General features: G+C 57.7%; 19 protein-coding genes. 8 read left to right on the top strand and 11 right to left on the bottom strand.

All coding sequences use genetic code 11. The features are described from left to right. Nucleotides 1–110 precede the first annotated feature (110 nt). Entirely contained in the window at nt 111–977 is an 867-nt protein-coding gene (locus tag BTE54_RS23600; protein WP_078054134.1) for a DUF4231 domain-containing protein, read from the top strand. Then, on the top strand, nt 967–1,485 hold the full coding sequence (locus BTE54_RS23595; protein WP_078054133.1) for a TIR domain-containing protein: 519 nt from the start codon (nt 967–969) through the stop codon (nt 1,483–1,485). The genes BTE54_RS23600 and BTE54_RS23595 overlap by 11 nt, the downstream gene beginning before the upstream one ends. Nucleotides 1,486–1,649: 164 nt before the next feature. Here the strand turns inward: BTE54_RS23595 and BTE54_RS23590 are convergent, their stop codons facing one another. The 8 genes from BTE54_RS23590 to BTE54_RS23565 all read right to left on the bottom strand — a co-directional run bounded on the left by BTE54_RS23590 (nt 1,650) and on the right by BTE54_RS23565 (nt 5,198). Further along, nucleotides 1,650–1,856, bottom strand: coding sequence for a hypothetical protein (locus BTE54_RS23590; protein ID WP_078054132.1), 207 nt, complete (start codon nt 1,854–1,856; stop codon nt 1,650–1,652). Then, complete coding sequence (locus tag BTE54_RS23585; RefSeq protein WP_078054131.1) at nt 1,853–2,662, bottom strand: hypothetical protein; 810 nt, start codon at nt 2,660–2,662, stop codon at nt 1,853–1,855. Before BTE54_RS23585 ends, BTE54_RS23590 begins: the two co-directional genes overlap by 4 nt. Continuing rightward, nucleotides 2,649–2,996, bottom strand: a complete 348-nt coding sequence (locus BTE54_RS23580; RefSeq protein ID WP_078054130.1) for a hypothetical protein — start codon at nt 2,994–2,996, stop codon at nt 2,649–2,651. Before BTE54_RS23580 ends, BTE54_RS23585 begins: the two co-directional genes overlap by 14 nt. A gap of 95 nt (nt 2,997–3,091) precedes the next feature. Next, the gene (locus tag BTE54_RS24910; protein WP_143240763.1) at nt 3,092–3,325 is read right to left on the bottom strand and encodes a hypothetical protein; all 234 of its coding nucleotides are present in this window, start codon (nt 3,323–3,325) and stop codon (nt 3,092–3,094) included. 59 nt (nt 3,326–3,384) lie between these two features. Further along, nucleotides 3,385–3,603: a hypothetical protein gene (locus BTE54_RS23575; RefSeq protein WP_078054129.1), complete on the bottom strand. Its 219-nt coding sequence runs from the start codon at nt 3,601–3,603 to the stop codon at nt 3,385–3,387. Next, the gene (locus BTE54_RS23570; protein WP_245316685.1) at nt 3,600–3,812 is read right to left on the bottom strand and encodes an AlpA family phage regulatory protein; all 213 of its coding nucleotides are present in this window, start codon (nt 3,810–3,812) and stop codon (nt 3,600–3,602) included. Before BTE54_RS23570 ends, BTE54_RS23575 begins: the two co-directional genes overlap by 4 nt. A 26-nt stretch (nt 3,813–3,838) precedes the next feature. Further along, nucleotides 3,839–4,000: a hypothetical protein gene (locus tag BTE54_RS25005; RefSeq protein ID WP_158080279.1), complete on the bottom strand. Its 162-nt coding sequence runs from the start codon at nt 3,998–4,000 to the stop codon at nt 3,839–3,841. A 25-nt stretch (nt 4,001–4,025) separates the two neighbouring features. Beyond that, nucleotides 4,026–5,198 carry a site-specific integrase gene (locus tag BTE54_RS23565; RefSeq protein WP_078054128.1) on the bottom strand — a complete coding sequence of 391 codons (1,173 nt, stop codon included), beginning with the start codon at nt 5,196–5,198 and terminating at the stop codon, nt 4,026–4,028. 828 nt (nt 5,199–6,026) lie between these two features. Between BTE54_RS23565 and BTE54_RS23555 the strand changes: the two genes are divergently transcribed. Both BTE54_RS23555 and BTE54_RS23550 read left to right on the top strand, forming a co-directional pair. After that, entirely contained in the window at nt 6,027–7,091 is a 1,065-nt protein-coding gene (locus tag BTE54_RS23555; RefSeq protein ID WP_078054127.1) for a porin, read from the top strand. A gap of 604 nt (nt 7,092–7,695) precedes the next feature. Continuing rightward, nucleotides 7,696–8,742, top strand: coding sequence for a porin (locus BTE54_RS23550; protein ID WP_078054126.1), 1,047 nt, complete (start codon nt 7,696–7,698; stop codon nt 8,740–8,742). A 326-nt stretch (nt 8,743–9,068) separates the two neighbouring features. Here BTE54_RS23550 and BTE54_RS23545 read toward each other — a convergent pair whose 3' ends face one another. Then, a complete protein-coding gene (locus tag BTE54_RS23545) occupies nt 9,069–11,141 on the bottom strand; it encodes a lytic transglycosylase domain-containing protein (protein ID WP_198939217.1) in 2,073 nt (690 codons plus the stop codon). Between the two features lie 465 nt (nt 11,142–11,606). Between BTE54_RS23545 and dapA the strand changes: the two genes are divergently transcribed. Further along, a complete protein-coding gene (gene dapA / locus BTE54_RS23535; RefSeq protein WP_003524121.1) occupies nt 11,607–12,491 on the top strand; it encodes a 4-hydroxy-tetrahydrodipicolinate synthase in 885 nt (294 codons plus the stop codon). A 161-nt stretch (nt 12,492–12,652) separates the two neighbouring features. Next, nucleotides 12,653–13,135, top strand: a complete 483-nt coding sequence (smpB, locus tag BTE54_RS23530) for an SsrA-binding protein SmpB (RefSeq protein WP_078054125.1) — start codon at nt 12,653–12,655, stop codon at nt 13,133–13,135. 183 nt (nt 13,136–13,318) lie between these two features. On the opposite strand, the gene BTE54_RS23525 is transcribed toward smpB, so the two are convergent. Together BTE54_RS23525 and BTE54_RS23520 are read right to left on the bottom strand one after the other, a co-directional pair. After that, entirely contained in the window at nt 13,319–14,818 is a 1,500-nt protein-coding gene (locus BTE54_RS23525) for a globin-coupled sensor protein (protein ID WP_078054124.1), read from the bottom strand. A gap of 214 nt (nt 14,819–15,032) precedes the next feature. Continuing rightward, entirely contained in the window at nt 15,033–15,602 is a 570-nt protein-coding gene (locus BTE54_RS23520; RefSeq protein ID WP_004440903.1) for an NYN domain-containing protein, read from the bottom strand. 392 nt (nt 15,603–15,994) lie between these two features. Here BTE54_RS23520 and rpoZ point away from each other — a divergent pair, with 392 nt between their 5' ends. Together rpoZ and BTE54_RS23510 are read left to right on the top strand one after the other, a co-directional pair. Then, nucleotides 15,995–16,384, top strand: a complete 390-nt coding sequence (rpoZ, locus tag BTE54_RS23515) for a DNA-directed RNA polymerase subunit omega (protein WP_003521126.1) — start codon at nt 15,995–15,997, stop codon at nt 16,382–16,384. A 132-nt stretch (nt 16,385–16,516) separates the two neighbouring features. Further along, nucleotides 16,517–18,751 carry a bifunctional (p)ppGpp synthetase/guanosine-3',5'-bis(diphosphate) 3'-pyrophosphohydrolase gene (locus tag BTE54_RS23510; protein WP_065654813.1) on the top strand — a complete coding sequence of 745 codons (2,235 nt, stop codon included), beginning with the start codon at nt 16,517–16,519 and terminating at the stop codon, nt 18,749–18,751. The last annotated feature ends 40 nt before the right edge of the window (nt 18,752–18,791 follow it).

Raw genomic sequence — 18,791 nt, 5'->3', positions numbered from 1 at the left:
TTGCAGCCGCTAGAGCGGCGCTACGCTCATTCCTGTGGATAGTGAGTGTCGACCAAGCGCGAATTAGTAATCACATGCTACTATAAGTTACTAAATTGGGCGGCGGTTTGATGAAATTTCCTGTTTTATTTGAAAGTGCAGATAAGGCGTCGAATGCAAGCCAAAGAAAATTCCTTTGGCTAATCAGGCTCGAATATTTCTTGCTGTTTCTAGCTGCAATCTTTTCCCTAGGGTTGAGCGACGCGCGGTTGTATTACATCGGCTATGCCGGGGTCTTGATGGCATCGATGGCATTGATGGCTTACAGATCGCTCAAGAAGCCCGAGAAGACCTGGTATCGCGCAAGAGCGCTAGCGGAATCGGTGAAAACGCTGACTTGGCGTTTCGCGATGCGCGCAGAGCCATTCGACGACGACAGAAGCGCGGACGCCCGAAGAGACTTTCGCGCACTGATTTGGGATGTCCTCAATTCGAACCGGGAAATGAGCGAAGCTCTGGGAGGGCTAAAAGCGACCGGCGACCAGTTGCCCAACGAAATGCAGACGATACGAGAGTTTGCGCTAGAGGATCGAAAAGCCTTCTACCTCAAGAATAGAGTTTCAGACCAAAGAGCTTGGTACGAGAAAAAGGCAGCATCGAACAAGAAGGCAGCCCAAGTGTGGTTTTGGGTCTCCTGTGGGGCGTATGCAATGGGCCTGTTCTTTGTAGGCACCCGAATTGTGGATCCCTCTAACGTGGGGTGGCCTACAGAGCCGCTGGTAGTCGTGGCCTCGGCCATCGTGGGATGGACGCAGATTAAGAAGTTCAACGAGCTGGCAGCTGCCTACAGCCTCACAGCTCAAGAAATCGGATTAACCGAGAGTTTAATTGCCGATGCCCGCACCAACGCTGCCTTTTCGGCTGCCGTAAACGAGGCGGAATTGGCGTTTTCACGCGAGCACACTCAATGGTCTGCTCGACAGCACCATGGGGGTTAGTGTGTCATATTCTTATCCAACGTACGTCGTTTTCGACGGCGATAACGATGCCTGGGCCTATCAATTCATGAAGGGCTGGAACGCGCTCCCGAACGTCGACTTCACCTTTTTCAACGCCCATGACCTCGACAACATGACCAGTCGAGCCCAAAACGAGGAGTACGTGAAAAAAAACCTAAGGGCTCGGATGGAGCAGTCAGGTGCTGTCCTAGTGCTAATTGGGGACAGCACAAAAAATCTGTACCGCTTTGTCCGGTGGGAGATGGAATTGGCTCTTTCAATGGATCTGCCGATCATTGCCGCAAACTTGAATGATAGCAGAGAGCAGGACTCATTATGCCCCCCGATCATCCGCGACAAATGCGTCGTCCATGTCCCATTTAAGCTGAAGCCAATAAAGCACGCTATGACCAGTTGGCCACCGCAGTTTAGACAACTGTCTGCCGCCGATCGGGCTCAAGGATGGCGTTGTTATAACGACGATTTGTACAAAAGTTGGGGCCTCTGAAACTGTCAAGGACGTCGAGCTAGGGTCGACACCCCCTTCAACTAATGCACTTTCTGCATGGATTCAGTAGTCCGGGAATGCCGGACTACTTGCTGGCCTCTTTCGCGGACTCGCACCCCTGACACCTCCATGAATGCTTTGCGCCAGTGAACCGCTTTCCGCATTCATTGCACATGCATATGTAGTGACCTGGGGCAAAGCCCTTGGTGTTTGTCGTTGGCAGCACGGAGGCCGGCGCTTTCGTCGGCCAGCCTCCGGAGCTCATGTACCAGTTCGGACTTTTCTTCATGGAAGCGAAACGGGTCGCGGTGGCTCGGCGCCAACCGCTCGAGACGGTTGGCTATGGCATTGATGCGGGCGAAATATTTCATGCGGCCTCCAAGGGAAGGAAGTCGTCGCTTGCCGTAAGAACCAGCGTCTTGCCTACCACGTCGCCCGGCGCGTTGATCTGGTCTATGCCTAGGGCGGTTGCCAGCATTTCTAGCTTTTTCATGCCGCGTTCCTGCATTGCTTGATCTTCGTCGCTTTGAACGCAGATGGCGTATGGCTCTGTTAGGCCGTCGTCGGTCTCCATATCCAGCCGAAGCCAGTCCGAGCCGTCGTCTTCGTCGTGCTCAATGTGGCTCGATACAATGGTCATCACGCGATCTTCAGACGCACAGGCCGGGGCGGCCGACAGGCCCGACCCCGTGCCCGTTGCGGATGTATTTACTTTGTCTCTGGCTGTAGCCGAGACAAGTAAATGAGTTTGCTCCTGCGGCTGTAGGACACTAACAGATTTAGCGTCCTGTGACCGTAGGACGATCTCGTCCTGTGGCTGTAGGACGCTTGATTTTGTTTCGTCCTGTGACGGCAGGACGCTAGTAGCGTCCGGGGACTGTAGGACGCTAAAGTTCGGGTGATATTCGGAGGGCCGTTTGCCGGAACCCATGACACGGGTGAAATAACCCCAGGCAACAAGATCCTCTGTTGCGCTTGCGACGCTGCCCCTTGTCAGGCCGGTGGCTTGCTGCAGGAAGCTAACACTGGCGCGCGCGTTGCCATGCTTTTGGTAATAGCGCTTGAGAATGTGGCGCGCGGTCTTGATGTGGATGAGCCGCACGCGCTCATCGTCAATGATAGCCCCAAGGAGCTCGATACGGTCGACGGGACCGCCAGCGTGATCAGGCTTGCTCATATTTCGCCATCCGTGCATCATGTGCTGCCCGCCATTCATCGCCACGCTCGACGACAGGAACGTACATCGCGCGGCCGTCCTCAGTTCGCCCGATCTCCTTGATGAAACCGGCATCGATCGCACCCTTGATGGTGTTCCACATGGTTTTGCGGCCGACGCCGTAGCGCGCAGCCAGGGCATTGGTGCGCAGGACGGCAAACCCATGTTCTCGCCACTGGTCGACGACAAGACCGGGAATGCGAAAACCGTTCTTTGTCTTGAGCACATACGCGCCAGCGGTCATGTAGTCGGTTAGACGCTCGATATCGTCATCGTTGAGCGATCGGTGGTCCATCTCAATCCTTTCAGGAGAGTGCACGAATGCGTTCCCGCCGACGGATGCCGACGGGTTGTTGGTTGTGGACTGGCGATTCGATTACTTGCGGTTATTCACGGCTTTGGGTGGATGCCTTCAGCATTTTCGAAAGCTCGACGCAGGTAGAGAGCAACGTTGCGAGCTGTTCCTCCTCCATACCCAAGGCTGAAGACGGCCTTCTCATCGGCATCCAGAATACACTTGGCTAAATATCTTACGTTCGCGCAGACAGACTCAGATGTCTTTCCACTGTTGGTGACATCACTGAAGACAACGTTGTCGACGATCAATTTATCTACATCCGGCATGGTCTCTCCTTCGCCGGCAGCGCCGGACGGTGCATGTGGTGGTAGTTGGTGAGGGGGGATTAGGCGACGCCGTGCGTCAGCTTGAACTCGGACATGGCCGCGTCAAAATGGTGCGCGGCCTCTTTCTCGTAAGCAACTGCCTCAAAAGCAATTATGGCCAGCTGAATGGTCGCCAGCTCTTTGAGACTTGAGGCAAGTTCTCCTGCCTCAGCAGCCCGCACGACTAGATCTCTGCGCTTGCCCCTCAATGCCCCAAGGTAATCATGAACGGAATTCATGCGGCCGCCCTCGCACCAATAGCGGTTTCAATCCAGGCATCAACCTCGGCGCGGACGTAGGCGATGCGCTTCAAGCCAATCTGCACGGGCTGGGGGAATCGGTTTTCTTTAGACATGCGGGCAAGCAGCACGCGCGACATGGTCGTTGCGGCGGCCGCTTCTTTCGGCGTCATCAGACGCGGCTTGTTGTCATTCGCTGGAATGGTCATGGTGTCTCCTCGAAGCCAAGACAAAGTCATGGCGTGAAATGGAACGAAGATTTTTGAAGAGATTCGGCTGCCGGCCATTGCCGGGGAGGTTGCTGGCGCAGGGCGCCAATCAGCCGGCTTTGCCGGCGCTGCGTCTTGGCGGGCACCACCCCGCCGAATGCCGCAACCACCACAATTGCGACGCTCATTTAATAGACTGTTTTTACAAATTTGTCAAGATTTTGAAACTGTTGAAACCTTGCTTTCGCAGTACTCGGTCCAGTCCTCCATCATGGCGCGACGCTTCGCAAGCGCGTCACTCCGGCGGTATGCTTGCTCAACGACATCACCCACGGCGTGGGCAAGGGCAGCTTCCGCAACTTCGCGGGGGTAGCCAGTCGTATCACCTGCCCAGTCACGGAATGATGAGCGCAGGCCATGCAGGGTGATTGTTTTGTCCTCCGACGCAGCGCGCAGGCTTTTCACCATCGCCGTGTCTGATATTGCGGCGCCTTCCTTGCCTCCCTCAAACACCAACTCACCGGTCGCCACCTGTTTGCGCGCCTCAAGGATCGCCAGCATTCGGCCAGTGAGCGGGACGCGGTGCTCGCGGCCAGCCTTCATACGCTCGGCCGGCACAATCCAAACTGCCTGGTCGAAATCAATCTCAGACCAGACGGCGCCACGGACTTCGCCAGAACGCGAAGCGGTGAGGGCGGTAAATTCAACGGCTCGAGCAGAAACGGCGTCGCTCGCCCGAAGCTTCGCCATGATGGCGGGTATGTCCTTATATGCTGCCGCTGCGTGGTGGCCGCGTGTCAGTTTGCTGCGTGCGGGCAGGAGCTCTTTCAGGCCACCGCGCCAACTGGCCGGGTTATCACCGGTGAATAGCCCGCGTGCCCGCGCGTGATCCATTACCGCTGCGATTCGCATTCTAGTTCGATCTGCGGTTTCAGGAATGGTAGTCCAGATAGGCTTCAGGGCGTCAACCACGTCGTCGCGGGTAATGTCGCCAACCGCCTTCTTGTGAAGCGGCTTTGCGTATTCGTCGAGCGTCATTCGCCACTGAGCCTTGTGCTTCTCATTCTTGAAGCTGGCTTCCTTCACCGCGATGACGTCTTCCATGACGTCGGCGAATGTCTTGCGCGTTGCCAGATCCTCGCCGCGCGCCAGCCGTGCGCGAACTTCATCCGCCTTTTCGCGAGCCAAGGCCAGCGGCACCGGTGCGGTGCCTTGACCATATCCCCCAAGGCCTATCTCGACGCGTTTGCCTGCGCGTTTGTATATAAAGACCCATTGGCGGCTGCCGCCGGCGCGCACGCGAAGGAATAGGCCGTCGCCGTCGCCGTAAATGCCCGGCTTTGTGAGCGTCTTTATCTTGGTCTCTGAAAGCTTATTGCGCGCCATGCTTCGCCCGTTGTCATAACTTTATGCATGAAATTATGGTAAATACGGCCATTGTCAACGAAATCATGTCAATAATTTCAATAGCTTACAAAGCGCGGCGGACATCCTCTCCGCCACTTCGGCGCAAGACCGGAAAATTCCAGCCCCATCGTTCCCAGTACCAAGCCGCCGCCGCAGCGCTTTGGCGACGGTCTTCGCATGTCGCTTGTTCTCCCGTCTGTTTCGAATTGACACGCGCGACAAATCGGCTGCTGCCGATATTGACGGGCAATCGTCAAACGCGACCTCACGTCATCAAATCAGTTCTCGCGGCTAACCGGAGGGATGGCGGCGTATGGGTATCGTAACCGACATGCGGCGAGTCTTTCGAATCGTTATGCGGGGAATCGGGCGGCAAACGGCATGGTTTTTCCCTCGTTTCTTCATGCGCGCTGCGAAGGAGTGTCAGGTACGGGGGGTAGGAAGCAAAAGTTTCCATCATCCTTTCCCGGCGAGGCAAGGCTTCCCCGAAAAAGCCGGTAGTTTAGAAAGACCTTGTTAACCTCGCTAACTAACGGATTTTCAAGCAATTTCTTAACGCATGGTAAAGCCGCCTGCGGGCCGGCTGTGCACTGTGTGTTGTTTCCGCAACAAACCGAAATGAAGCATATACGTAAATGCTATTTATCGGATGTTGGCGATTGCAAGCGGCGAAACCTTTTGTATTTTCACCACCAGAAGCGAGGCGGTGGATCGTTTGGCTTCTAAGAACACGGGAATGGGGCAGGGAATGCTGTCCTTCAGCGAAAGTACCCAGACCCACTTAAAAACTTTGACTGGAGGTCAACCATGAACATCAAGAGCCTTCTGATCGGCTCCGCTGCGGCTCTCGCAGCAGTATCCGGCGCTCACGCTGCCGACGCTATCGTCGCTGCTGAGCCTGAGCCCCTGGAATACGTTCGCGTTTGCGACGCTTTCGGCACCGGCTTCTTCTACATCCCCGGCACCGAAACCTGCCTGAAGTTCGACGGTTACATCCGTTTCCAGACCGACTTCGGCCGCAACAAGTCCGGCACGTCTGACTGGGATTCGTTCACCCGCGCCCAGTTCAACATCGACACCCGCACCGACACCGAACTCGGCGCTCTGCGCGGCTATATCGGCTTCCGCGGCCAGGCCGACAACGACAGCAACCGTGGCGTTGTTGTTGACCAGGCTTTCATCGAACTCGGCGGCCTGAAGGTCGGTTACTACTACAACTGGTGGGATGACGGTCTCTCCGGCGAAGTTGACGTTCTCAGCTCTAACCAGACCCGTCTGAACGCTATCCGTTACACGTACGACGCTGGCTCGTTCTACGTTGGCGTTGCAGCTGAAGAACTCGAAGCTGCTCGCGGCGGTTCCAACATCTCTGACGACTTCGTAAAGGGCGGTTTCTTTGAAGGCGCTAACAACGTTGGCGTATCCGCTATCGTTGGCGCGAAGTTCGGCGGCGTAAGCGCTAACCTGCTCGGTGGCTACGACACCGACGCTGAAGAAGGTGCAATCCGCGCTATCGTCACGGCTGACATCGGTCCGGGCACGCTTGGCCTCTCCGGCGTTTGGGCTTCTGGCGCGAACCGCTACTACGAAGAGTCCGAGTGGGCGGTTGCTGCTGAATACGCCATCAAGGCAACTGACAAGCTGACCATCACCCCCGGCTTCCAGTACTTCAACACGATCGACCTCGGCTTCGATAACGACTGGGTTGGCGATCGCGATGCATGGCGCGCTGGTGTAGCTGTTGGCTACAAGATCACCGACGGCCTTTCCTCGCTCGTTTCGGTTAACTACCAGGACGTCGACGGCGTCGATGGTGTTAACGGCGGTGGCGACAGCTGGGTTGGTTTCGTTCGCCTTCAGCGCACGTTCTAATCTGATCTGACATTGTCAGTGATGGAAAGCCCGGCTCTCGAGCCGGGCTTTTTTGTTTGAATGGTATCGTGATAGGGCGGACATCGCGGCGGGTGGCGAGATCGTGGCGGCGTTCCGATTTTCCGCAGCTTTGTCCTCAGAGCAGACCGCTACGCATTCCCATCGATTCGCTCGGTATCGGGAGCCTTGAGTCGTTTAAGGAATCCGAAGCTGCGGGTTTTTGCTTTTCGGTCAGTTTTTTCTTGCAGAAGTAGGGTCCTCTGCACATTGCAATCGTCTTTTGAACAATTTCCGGTGGCCTGATCGTGTCCAGATTCAGGTGATCTCGTGGGTTTTCTCACGGCGGATTTTTCGAGCCTCTTGTTAAGTTATTGAAAAGCATAAGTTATTAATGATTTTTTAACGAATGGGGTCCCGTCGGTTAGAATTGTAGCTATTTCGCAACAATGAAAAACTAAGGACACCTTACTGTCTTCCTTCTGTCATGATTACGATTGCCTGAGCGACCGGTTTTGGCTCTAATCATCTCCATAAGCGGCACGCATTTCTGAAGTGCTTTCCCACCCGCTGCTTAGAAGATTAAGCGTTTGACTGGAGGTCAACCATGAACATCAAGAGCCTTCTCATCGGCTCCGCTGCGGCTCTCGCAGCAGTATCCGGCGCACAGGCCGCTGACGCTATCGTCGCTGCCGAGCCCGAGCCCCTGGAATACGTTCGCGTTTGCGACGCTTTCGGCACCGGCTTCTTCTACATCCCCGGCACCGAAACCTGCCTGAAGTTCGACGGTTACATCCGTTTCCAGACCGACTTCGGTCGCAATCAGTCCGGTACGTCTGACTGGAACTCGTTCACGCGCGCCCAGTTCAACATCGACACCCGCACCGACACCGAACTCGGCGCTCTGCGCGGCTACATCGGTCTGCGTGGTCAGGCTAACAACGACAGCGACCGTGGCGTCAACGTCGACCAGGCTTTCATCGAACTCGGCGGCCTGAAGGTCGGTTACATGTACACCTGGTGGGATGACGATCTCTCCGGCGAAACCGATATCCTGTCTTCGAACACCACTCGTGGCAACGCTCTGCGTTACACCTACGACGCTGGTTCGTTCTACGCAGGTATCAGCGTTGAAGAGCTCGACTCCGTACGTGACGGCACGTCCAACCTCGGCGTTGCCAAGGGCGGCGCCTTCGAAGGCCCGAACAACGTTGGCGTCAGTGGTATCATCGGCGCCAAGTTCGGTGCGATCACCGCCAACCTGCTCGGCTCCTACGACACGGACCAGGAAAACGGCGCAATCCGCGCTATCCTGTATGCTGACATCGGCCCGGGCACCTTCGGTCTCTCTGGCGTTTGGGCTTCCGGCGCAAACTACTACTACGAAGAGTCCGAGTGGGCAGTTGCTGCTGAATACGCCATCAAGGCAACTGACAAGCTGACCATTACGCCTGCTGCTCAGTACCTTGGCACGATCGACATCGCTCCGGACGGCGACTTCACCGGCGACAACGATGCATGGCGCGCTGGCCTGACGGTTGATTACAAGATCACCCAGGGTCTGGATGCCAAGGTTACCGCCAACTACCAGGACGTCGATGGACCGACTGGCGACAGCTGGACCGGTTTCGTTCGCCTTCAGCGCACGTTCTAATCTGATCTGACATTGTCAGTGATGGAAACCCCGGCAGAAATGCCGGGGTTTTTCTTTTGGAAGGCTAGATGAGACTACAGGTCGTCGGACACCGCGTCGGCTGCATCGGCCAGCCGGCCTCTCGCTTATCGGCAAATCTGCCCAAGCCGTCGACCTTATCCCCGGGACTTGCCCCAGTGATCCAATCACGTCGCATGAAATCTAAATGTTGGAGATGCTCGGGACAGGCTCGAGCATAACGGAAGAGAACTTCAGGCTTTTCAGCGGTCTCGAGCGCTGGCCGGCAGGCGCTTGATTGCTCCGCTCGTCACCTGAGGAAGCCGGCTTTACCCCGCGCGCCCATGGCGCAGATCATCGACGATATCGGCCTGTTGCCCGAGCCGGGTCTTGTAGACCTGATAATTCTCCATCACCCGCTGCACATAATTGCGCGTTTCGGGGAAGGGGATGCGTTCGATCCAGTCTACCACCTCATCGATGGGCTTGCCGCGCGGATCTCCGTAGCGGGCAATCCATTCCGGCACGCGTTTTGGACCGGCATTGTAGGCGATGAAGGTGAGGATATAGGAACCACCAAAACTGTCGATCTGTTCGCCGAGATAATGCGCGCCGAGCGTGGCGTTATAGCCCGCGTCGTTTGTCAACATTGCCGGCGTAAACGGCAGCCCGTGGCGTCCGGCCACGCCTTTGGCTGTTCCGGGCAACAATTGCAGCAGGCCCCGGGCGTTCGCGGGTGAAACGGCTGCGGGGTTGAAGGCGCTCTCTTGCCGGGCGATGGCATAGGCCAGCGCCTTGCCGGAGCCGGCAATATTGGCGCTGGCGGGAATGACGCCGAGCGGATAGGCGAGTGCGGCCGCATCGATGCCGCGGCTGAAGGCCGTTTTGCCGATCTGCAGCGAAACCTGATGATTGCCGTTGCCCTCCGCCCGCGCCGCCAGAATGGCAAGCTCGCCGGGACTGTCGAGCTGTTCCGCCAGCGAGCGGTAAAGGCTGTCGGCCCGCCAGCCGTAACCGGCTGCTTCCAGCCGGTCGATGGCGCGCACGGCTTCGCGGCCGGCGAAACGTTCGCGGTCGCCGCTGCTGGGGCTTGGATAGGTGACATTCAGTGTCTTGGCGCCGATTCGCGCGGCGGCAAGCTGGCCATAGAACGTGCCGGGATGAGCGGCGGCTTTGGTGAAAAAGTCGCGGGCTTCCCCCGGTCCGCCCGCTTCCGCCGCCCGCCCGAGCCAATAATAGGCGCGCGACGCCGAAAGCGGCCGGTTCGAAGTCTGAAGCAGCGTGTTGAAGTGGCGCGAAGCCGTGGCCGGATCGCGCAGCGCTCTTAACGCATACCAGCCGGCATGGAATTCCGCATCGGCGGTATCGACGGCAGAGGTGGCCGAATGATTGGCGACGATGCGATAGGCCTCGGCAAAATCGCCGAGATCGGCGACGCCGCGCGCAATGATGCGCCGCTCGTTCCACCATTCGCCCGGATTGACGAGCTTGGCCGTTTCCTTCGGGGCCTGCCTCAAAAGCACGGCGGCTTCGGAATATTTCTGCTGGTTGCGCAGGTTTTCCACCCGCGCGAAAAGATAGGCGGGGTCGCTGCGCCAGGAGGCGTCGACTTTGCCGAGCAGCGCAGTCGCAGTAGCGGATCGCTGCAACACGGCCGCCCAGGCATTGTAAAGCGACTGCGCTTTGCCGAGATCGCCGAAACGCTTCGCCTGGCTGATGCGGCTGCGATACATCAGATAATCCATGCGCGCCTTGTGGTCGGCGGGGGTCAGATAGGTGGGAAACTCGGCAAGCACACGGTCTTCCATGTCCTTGTCCATGCCTTCGCTCACCCAGAGGTGGCGAATGAGACGCTGCGATTCCGCACCCTTGCCGGAGGAGGCGAGCGCCTTGGCGAGCACCACGCTGCCTTCCGCGGTTTCCGGCCGGCTATTGCCGAAGGCGGCAAGCACCTGCGATGCCGGCGGATCTTCGCGGTAAAGCGCTTTTTCGGAATTGGCGCGCAGGGTGGCGGCACCCGGCCAGCCGGAGAGCTCGCGCTGGGCGGCGGCGATTTCGGCCGAAGCGACGTCCTTCTGGCCGGAAACGGCGATTGCCCAGGTAAGGATATGGCGGTCGAGGCTGCCGGTCGGCATGGTGTTGCGCAACGCAATCGCCCGGGCAGCATCGCGGCTGGAAAGCGCGTCGAGGCCGGCCTTCAACTGGCTTGTATCGTCGGGGCGGTCGAGGCGCGGTATGGCGCCGGTGATCTCGGGCGAGGCCGGCATGAAAGCCGGAACGGTCGGCGCATTCGGCTTGACATAGGGAAGCGGTGCCGCACCTTCCGGCAGCGGCCCGGCCAATGCGTTCCAAACGGTTGCGGCAAGACCCGCCGCCATCAATCCCCAGACTGTCTTTTTCATGCCGTTCTTCATCGTGTAACGGAGTTGCCGACTTTCTTCCAGAGCACGTCCTGTTAGACGGAATCGTTCGACATGCTCTGGCTCTTTGTTTTTCCGCATTTTCCGGACGTAAAACCGCTACGCACTTTTACTGGAAATGCTCTAATATCATTTCATTGCAGCGGGATTGCCGAAAACGGTCTGATGTCCCACCCGGAAATCTTGGGATTTCAGGCTTAATGAAATGTTAATCGCCGCCCTGCAATTCAATCAACTTTTATTCACCGTCCCGCGAGCGGCGTCTCATTTCGACGCCTGCTTTTTTTGCTTGCCGATTGCGGCCCGGAGACTGTCACACTTCCGACAATTTCGGACAAAATACCCTGCCTTTGCGCTTGTCGGCGCCAAGGGCTGGCACTAATGTGTGCCGGTTTTAACCATCGAATGCGGCCGAAGCATGAACCGGCTCGGCGCCAGGAGCTTTGCATGTTCAAGGGATCAATTCCCGCCCTCATTACCCCGTTCACGGACAATGGCGCCGTGGACGAACAGGCATTTGCCGCCCATGTGGAATGGCAGATAGCCGAAGGCAGCAACGGACTTGTGCCCGTGGGCACGACGGGGGAATCTCCGACCCTCTCCCACGACGAACACAAACGTGTCGTCGAGCTGTGCATTGAGGTAGCGGCGAAACGGGTTCCGGTCATTGCGGGTGCTGGCTCCAACAATACCGATGAGGCGATCGAGCTTGCGCTGCACGCGCAGGAAGCCGGCGCGGATGCGCTCTTGGTGGTCACCCCCTATTACAACAAGCCGACCCAGAAGGGTCTGTTCGCGCATTTTTCCGCTGTTGCCGAAGCGGTGAAGCTGCCTATCGTCATCTACAATATCCCGCCGCGCTCGGTGGTGGATATGTCGCCGGAAACCATGGGTGCACTGGTCAAGGCGCACAGGAACATTGTCGGCGTCAAGGATGCGACGGGCAAGATCGACCGCGTTTCCGAACAGCGCATTTCCTGCGGCAAGGATTTCATCCAGCTCTCGGGCGAGGATGGCACGGCGCTCGGTTTCAACGCCCATGGCGGCGTCGGCTGCATTTCCGTCACCGCCAATGTCGCACCGCGCCTCTGTTCGGAGTTCCAGGCGGCGATGCTCGCCGGCGATTATGCCAAGGCGCTGGATTATCAGGATCGCCTGATGCCCCTGCACAAGGCGATCTTCATGGAGCCCGGTGTTTGCGGCACCAAATATGCGCTGTCGAAGACGCGCGGCGGCAACCGCCGGGTCCGTTCGCCCTTGATGAGCACGCTGGAACCGGCAACGGAAGCAGCCATCGATGCAGCGCTGAAGCACGCCGGCCTGATGAACTGAGACAGGACTGAAAGCGTTTAAGGCGCGCCATGAACCGCTTCGCAACAGCAGCCGTTCGGCGCGCCTTTTCTTTTCGCGGCGACAACATTAAATAGGGGTTCGAAAACCGCTCTCGGCGGTAAGCCGAAGGCGCAATAAGAAAAACAAGGGATTGAAATATCATGGCCCCCAAAGGCAGCCAGCGCGTGGTGAACAAGATCGTTGCGGAAAACCGCAAGGCTCGTTTCAACTACGAAATCATCGACACCTATGAGGCAGGGCTCGTGCTGACCGGCACCGAGGTCAAGTCGCTGCGTGAAGGCAAGGCGAATATCGCCGAATCCTACGCATCGGACGAGGGTGATGAAATCTGGCTCATCAATTCCCACCTGCCGGAATATCTGCAGGCCAACCGCTTCAATCACGAGCCGCGCCGCCGCCGCAAGCTGCTTTTGAGCAAGCGCGAGATCAACCGTCTGCGCGCCGGCATCAACCGTGAAGGCATGACGCTGGTGCCCTTGAAGATTTATTTCAACGACAGGGGCCGCGCGAAGCTGGAACTGGCGCTCGCCAAGGGCAAGAAGCTGCACGACAAGCGCGAGACGGAGAAGGAACGCGACTGGAACCGGCAGAAATCGCGGTTGCTGAAGGGTGGGGCGGCTTAAGTCTCGGTGAGTTTTGCGCATAAGGCGTGCCGCCTTTCGCAGCATACTCCTTCGTCATGCCGGACTTGATCCGGCATCCAGTCACAGCGCGTCTGCGCTGTGGAACGATTCGTTTCAGCCCAAGGACTTGGGCTGGCTGGATCCCGGCTCAAGGCCGGGATGACGGGAGTGTGTTGTTGCCCGTCACGCCGCCCGGTACGTCCGTTCCACATGCGCCTTCGTCGTCGAAACGCTGAACCGGCTGACAAGCGCCGCCAGATTGGCGCTGACATCGCTCAGATTATGCGTCGCCGCATTCGTCTCTTCCACCATGGCCGCATTCTTCTGGGTCAGATTGTCCATGCTGTTGATGGCGGCATTGATTTCCTGAATGCCGACGGACTGTTCCTGCGCCGCCTTGGTCAGCGAGGCGATATGCTCCTGAATATGATCCACCTTGTTGCCGATCGTATTCAAGGATTCGCCCGTCTTGTTGACCAACGAAACACCCTGCATCACGTCTTCGGAGGACTTGGCGATCAGCGTCTTGATTTCCTTGGCGGCGGTGGCGGAGCGCTGTGCGAGTTCACGCACTTCCTGGGCGACGACGGCGAAACCCTTGCCGGCCTCGCCGGCGCGCGCGGCCTCCACACCGGCATTCAGCGCCAGAAGGTTGGTTTGGAAAGAAATCTCGTCGATGACGGAGATGATCTGGGTGATCTTCTGCGATGAGTCCTCGATGGCCCCCATTGCTTTCACCGCTTCCGTCACAACATCGCGTGAGCGCGCGGCTTCAATGGCCGAGCTTTCGACAATGGCCTTGGCTTCTTCTGAACGCTGCGCCGACAATTTGGAAATGGTGGTGATTTCCTCGACGGCGGCGGCGGTTTCCTCCAGGGCGGCGGCCTGCTGCTCCGTGCGGCGGGCCATGTCGTCGGTCGCGGATGTCAGCTCGCGCGTATTGCCGGAAATCTTGTTCGCCTCTTCGACGATCTGCGCAAATGCGCCGGAGAGATTGCCGACTGCGGTATTGAAATTGTCGATCAGCCCTTCGAATTGCGGTGCGGTATTTTCGCCGATGCTGGAGGTGAGATCGCCATTTGCCAGCTTGTTCAGCGCATTGTTGAGCAGTTCAAGAACGTGATCTTGCTCCTTCTTCATTTGCGCTTGCTCGGCCTCCACCTTTTGCCGTTCTGTGGCAAGCACGTCGAGATAGACGGAGATGGAGTAGTCCATGTCGAGAAGGGCGGCCTTGATGGTGGCGGACAGGGCTTCCTTCACCTTTTTGGCCTTCTTTTCCATGAAAAAGCCCTTCAACTCGGACTCGATCACCGCCTTGACGATGCCGTCGAGCATCAGGGCATAACCGCCGATGTACCATCTCGGCTCCAGCCCCAGTCTCGCATGGGTACGGCCAATGGCGGTCACGGCGTCGGTATAATCCGCATTGAAGGTGCCGGAGGCGATCCTCTCCCAGTGTTTGAGCTGCATGCTCTTGGCGTGGTGGATATGGGCCTCGCTGGAGAAAAACTTTGCCGTCTCCGGCACCGAGCGAACCTTCGTATAAAAACGATCGAGAGACGCATCGAGAGAGCCGGTGATAACACCTTTCATCTCGGAGAGATTTTTCCGTTGCTCGTGACCAAGTCCCAGAAAATTCAGTCTTTCGTCGAGTTGTCGGTCGGTTTTTGCTTGGCCATGCATGTCTAAACATCCTGATTTGGCACCGAAATCATATCGTTGGCGCCGTTACATCTTTTAGACACCTCTAAAATTAACCAAGTTATAATTTTGACTTATCGAATTTGATGTTTGTTAATTCTAGAAAGAATTTTTACCGCGCCGGCATCCCGCCAAACAAAAACGCGCCCGTCTGTTGGACGGACGCGTTGATGATGTCTTCGCAGCAAAAGCTGGATCAGACCGTCTCAGGACCCTCGGCGTGCCGGGCAGGGCGTTCGTTCGGGTCGCGCCCGATCTCGGCCTTCAGCGTCATCAGATCGATGAAGTGATCGGCCTGGCGGCGCAGGTCGTCGGCGATCATGGCGGGCTGCGTGGCCATGGTGGAAACCACGGAAACCTTGCGGCCCTTGCGCTGCAGCGCGTCTACCAGCGTGGTGAAATCGCCATCGCCGGAGAAGAGCACCAGATGATCGACCGTCTCGGACTGTTCCATGGCATCGACTGCCAGTTCGATATCCATGTTGCCCTTGATCTTGCGGCGGCCGAGAGCGTCGGTGAATTCCTTCGCCGGCTTCGTCACGACCTTGTAGCCGTTATAATCCAGCCAGTCGATCAGCGGGCGGATCGAGGAATATTCCTGATCCTCGATGAGCGCGGTGTAATAATAGGCGCGCAGCAGGTATCCACGCTTTTGAAACGCCTTCAGGAGCTTGCGGTAGTCGATATCGAATCCCAGGCTTTTCGATGCTGCATAAAGATTGGCTCCGTCTATGAAGAGCGCAATTTTCTCCCGTGGATCGAACATTCCATCCCATTCCTTTTTTTGGAAAGGCCATTATCTGGCTTTTATATCCGGTCGATAACGCAAAAAAACATGTCGTATCAACGAGCTTTGCGTATCGCCGTTGCGTTTTAAGTAAGCTACCTTCCCCCTTATTCCAAGACAATTCTTCTAGACATTTTGTTCATCAGACGCCAAAGGTGGGCAATAAGGTGCCAAAAGACGCCAAAGACAGGAAAAACTTGAATTCCGCGGCCAATGGCTGTATCGGAAGCTGGAAAGCATCGTCGCGAGAAATCTTGAATGTTTTTCGCAAGGCACGAAGCGCAGATTCAATAGGTTAGAGCAACCCTTGTGCACCCCGAACACCGCACGGCGCTCTGATCCACGACATTACGACCCGCAAAGGACAGGCAATGGCCCGCGTCACAGTTGAAGATTGCATTGATAAAGTAGACAACCGTTTCGAGCTGGTGCTTCTCGCCAGCCACCGTGCGCGCCAGATTTCTCAAGGGTCTTCCATCACGGTTGACCGCGACAACGACAAGAACCCGGTTGTGGCGCTGCGCGAAATCGCCGACGAGACGCTGTCTCCCGACGATCTGAAGGAAGACCTGATCCACTCGCTGCAGAAGCACGTGGAAGTGGACGAGCCCGAGCCCGATCCGGTCACGCTCGCCGCCGCCGCTGCCGACAGCGAAGAAGACGATCAGCCGGAAACCGTTACTTTCGACCAGATGTCGGAAGAAGAACTGCTGGCCGGTATCGAAGGCCTTGTGCCGCCGGAAAAAAATGACGACTATTGATAGGATTTTATGATGCCTTTGGCAGGCGGCGGTTACCGTCTGTCAATAGTTGCCGTCATAATCTGATCCCTATTGATGCAGCATTGTGCGCCGACCCTCAGGTTGGCGCGCTTTCTTTTTGTGGAATATCGCATGATGCGGCAATACGAACTCGTCGAGCGGGTTCAAAAATATAAACCGGATGCGAATGAGGCCCTGCTGAACAAGGCCTATGTTTACGCCATGCAGAAACACGGCCAGCAGAAGCGGGCCAATGGCGACCCCTATATTTCGCATCCGCTGGAAGTTGCCGCGATCCTCACCGAAATGCATCTCGACGAATCGACCATCGCGGTGGCGTTGCTGCACGATACGATCGAGGACACCACCGCCACCCGCGCCGAAATCGACGAGTTGTTCGGCGAAGATATCGGCCGGCTGGTGGAGGGGCTGACCAAGCTCAAGAAGCTCGACCTCGTCACCCGCAAGGCCAAGCAGGCGGAAAACCTGCGCAAGCTGCTGCTCGCCATTTCCGACGACGTGCGCGTTCTTCTGGTGAAGCTCGCAGACCGTCTGCACAATATGCGCACCATGGAATATATGCCGGCCGACAAGCGCAGCCGCATTTCCGAAGAAACCATGGAAATCTATGCGCCGCTCGCCGGCCGCATGGGCATGCAGGATATGCGCGACGAGCTGGAGGACCTGTCCTTCCGATATCTCAACCCGGAAGCCTATGGCACGGTGACGAACCGCCTGCAGGAACTGGAAACGCGCAATGAGGGGCTGATCAAAAAGATCGAGGACGAGCTGCGCGAGCTTCTCGTGGCGAATGGTCTGGTCGGCGCCAATGTCAAAGGGCGGCAGAAGAAACCCTATTCGGTGTTCCGCAAGATGCAGTCGAAGTCGCTTTCATTCGAGCAGCTTTCCGATGTCTACGGTTTCCGCATTCTGGTGGATGACATTCCATCCTGCTACCGGGCGCTGGGTGTCGTGCATACCCGCTGGCGCGTCGTGCCGGGCCGCTTCAAGGATTATATCTCGACACCCAAGCAGAACGATTATCGCTCCATCCACACCACCATCGTCGGCCCGTCGCGCCAGCGTATCGAGCTGCAGATCCGCACCAAGCGCATGCACGAGATCGCCGAATTCGGTATCGCCGCCCATGCGCTTTACAAGGATGGCGAAAACGGGGAGGGCGATCTGCTCTCGCCAGAATCGAACGCCTATTCCTGGCTGCGCCACACCATCGAATCGCTGGCCGAAGGCGACAGCCCGGAAGAATTCCTCGAGCACACCAAGCTCGAGCTTTTCCAGGACCAGGTGTTCTGCTTTACGCCGAAGGGCAAGCTGATTGCCCTGCCGCGCGGCGCAACCCCCATCGATTTCGCCTATGCGGTGCACACCAATATCGGTGACACCACGGTTGGCGCCAAGATCAACGGCCGGATCATGCCGCTCGTCACTCGCCTGAATAACGGCGACGAGGTGGAGATTATCCGCTCCGGCGTGCAGGTGCCGCCTGCCGCATGGGAAGAGGTGGTGGTGACGGGCAAGGCCCGCTCGGCCATCCGCCGCGCCACCCGCATGGCCATCCGCAAGCAATATTCCGGCCTCGGATACCGAATTCTCGAGCGCACCTTCGAGCGTGCCGGCAAGGCCTTCTCGCGGGAAGCGCTGAAACCCGTGCTGCATCGCCTAGCGCAGAAGGATGTCGAGGATGCCATCGCCGCCGTTGGCCGTGGCGAGGTTTCCTCGCTCGATGTCCTGCGCGCGGTATTCCCGGATTATCAGGACGAGCGCGTGACGGTGAAGATGACCGGCGACGATGGCTGGTTCAACATGCGCAGCGCTTCCGGCATGGTCTTCAAGATTCCCGGCAAGTCGCGCTCCGTTCTGGAAGATGACGGTGCTGCCGAAATGCTGGATGGGCCAGACCCGCTGCCCATCCGTGGTCTCTCCGGCAATGTCGACGTGCATTTCGGTGCTGCCGGCGCCGTTCCGGGTGACCGCATCGTCGGCATCATGGAAAAAGGCAAGGGCATCACCATCTATCCGATTCAGGCGCCGGCGCTGCAACGCTTCGACGACGAGCCGGAGCGCTGGATCGATGTGCGCTGGGATCTCGACGAGGCGAACAAGTCGCGCTTCATGGCGCGGGTGATGATCAATGCGCTGAACGAGCCGGGCACGCTCGCCTCGGTGGCTCAGTCCATCGCGACGCTCGACGTCAATATTCGCGGCCTCAACATGGTCCGCATCGGCACGGATTTCTCCGAGTTGGCGCTGGATGTCGAAGTCTGGGATCTCAGGCAGCTGAACCAGCTTCTGTCGCAGCTCAAGGATCTCGATTGCGTCTCGACCGTGACGCGTGCCTTCGATTGAGGCATTTTTGATCCTTTGCAAATACTAAAAGGCCGCTGTT

The sequence above is a fragment of the Agrobacterium sp. YIC 4121 genome, assembly GCF_002008205.1.
Lineage (GTDB): Bacteria > Pseudomonadota > Alphaproteobacteria > Rhizobiales > Rhizobiaceae > Agrobacterium > Agrobacterium leguminum.
The sequence above is the reverse complement of the archived record's forward strand: the minus strand, read 5'-3'. Positions and strand labels throughout refer to the sequence as shown.

What these genes read in the sequence shown, in the direction of transcription:
- BTE54_RS23600 (WP_078054134.1), top strand. Translation starts at nt 111, where the DNA reads ATGAAATTTCCTGTTTTATTTGAAAGTGCAGATAAGGCGTCGAATGCA.
- BTE54_RS23595 (WP_078054133.1), top strand. Translation starts at nt 967, where the DNA reads ATGGGGGTTAGTGTGTCATATTCTTATCCAACGTACGTCGTTTTCGAC.
- BTE54_RS23590 (WP_078054132.1), bottom strand. Translation starts at nt 1,856, where the DNA reads ATGAAATATTTCGCCCGCATCAATGCCATAGCCAACCGTCTCGAGCGG.
- BTE54_RS23585 (WP_078054131.1), bottom strand. Translation starts at nt 2,662, where the DNA reads ATGAGCAAGCCTGATCACGCTGGCGGTCCCGTCGACCGTATCGAGCTC.
- BTE54_RS23580 (WP_078054130.1), bottom strand. Translation starts at nt 2,996, where the DNA reads ATGGACCACCGATCGCTCAACGATGACGATATCGAGCGTCTAACCGAC.
- BTE54_RS24910 (WP_143240763.1), bottom strand. Translation starts at nt 3,325, where the DNA reads ATGCCGGATGTAGATAAATTGATCGTCGACAACGTTGTCTTCAGTGAT.
- BTE54_RS23575 (WP_078054129.1), bottom strand. Translation starts at nt 3,603, where the DNA reads ATGAATTCCGTTCATGATTACCTTGGGGCATTGAGGGGCAAGCGCAGA.
- BTE54_RS23570 (WP_245316685.1), bottom strand. Translation starts at nt 3,812, where the DNA reads ATGACCATTCCAGCGAATGACAACAAGCCGCGTCTGATGACGCCGAAA.
- BTE54_RS25005 (WP_158080279.1), bottom strand. Translation starts at nt 4,000, where the DNA reads ATGAGCGTCGCAATTGTGGTGGTTGCGGCATTCGGCGGGGTGGTGCCC.
- BTE54_RS23565 (WP_078054128.1), bottom strand. Translation starts at nt 5,198, where the DNA reads ATGGCGCGCAATAAGCTTTCAGAGACCAAGATAAAGACGCTCACAAAG.
- BTE54_RS23555 (WP_078054127.1), top strand. Translation starts at nt 6,027, where the DNA reads ATGAACATCAAGAGCCTTCTGATCGGCTCCGCTGCGGCTCTCGCAGCA.
- BTE54_RS23550 (WP_078054126.1), top strand. Translation starts at nt 7,696, where the DNA reads ATGAACATCAAGAGCCTTCTCATCGGCTCCGCTGCGGCTCTCGCAGCA.
- BTE54_RS23545 (WP_198939217.1), bottom strand. Translation starts at nt 11,141, where the DNA reads ATGAAAAAGACAGTCTGGGGATTGATGGCGGCGGGTCTTGCCGCAACC.
- dapA (WP_003524121.1), top strand. Translation starts at nt 11,607, where the DNA reads ATGTTCAAGGGATCAATTCCCGCCCTCATTACCCCGTTCACGGACAAT.
- smpB (WP_078054125.1), top strand. Translation starts at nt 12,653, where the DNA reads ATGGCCCCCAAAGGCAGCCAGCGCGTGGTGAACAAGATCGTTGCGGAA.
- BTE54_RS23525 (WP_078054124.1), bottom strand. Translation starts at nt 14,818, where the DNA reads ATGCATGGCCAAGCAAAAACCGACCGACAACTCGACGAAAGACTGAAT.
- BTE54_RS23520 (WP_004440903.1), bottom strand. Translation starts at nt 15,602, where the DNA reads ATGTTCGATCCACGGGAGAAAATTGCGCTCTTCATAGACGGAGCCAAT.
- rpoZ (WP_003521126.1), top strand. Translation starts at nt 15,995, where the DNA reads ATGGCCCGCGTCACAGTTGAAGATTGCATTGATAAAGTAGACAACCGT.
- BTE54_RS23510 (WP_065654813.1), top strand. Translation starts at nt 16,517, where the DNA reads ATGATGCGGCAATACGAACTCGTCGAGCGGGTTCAAAAATATAAACCG.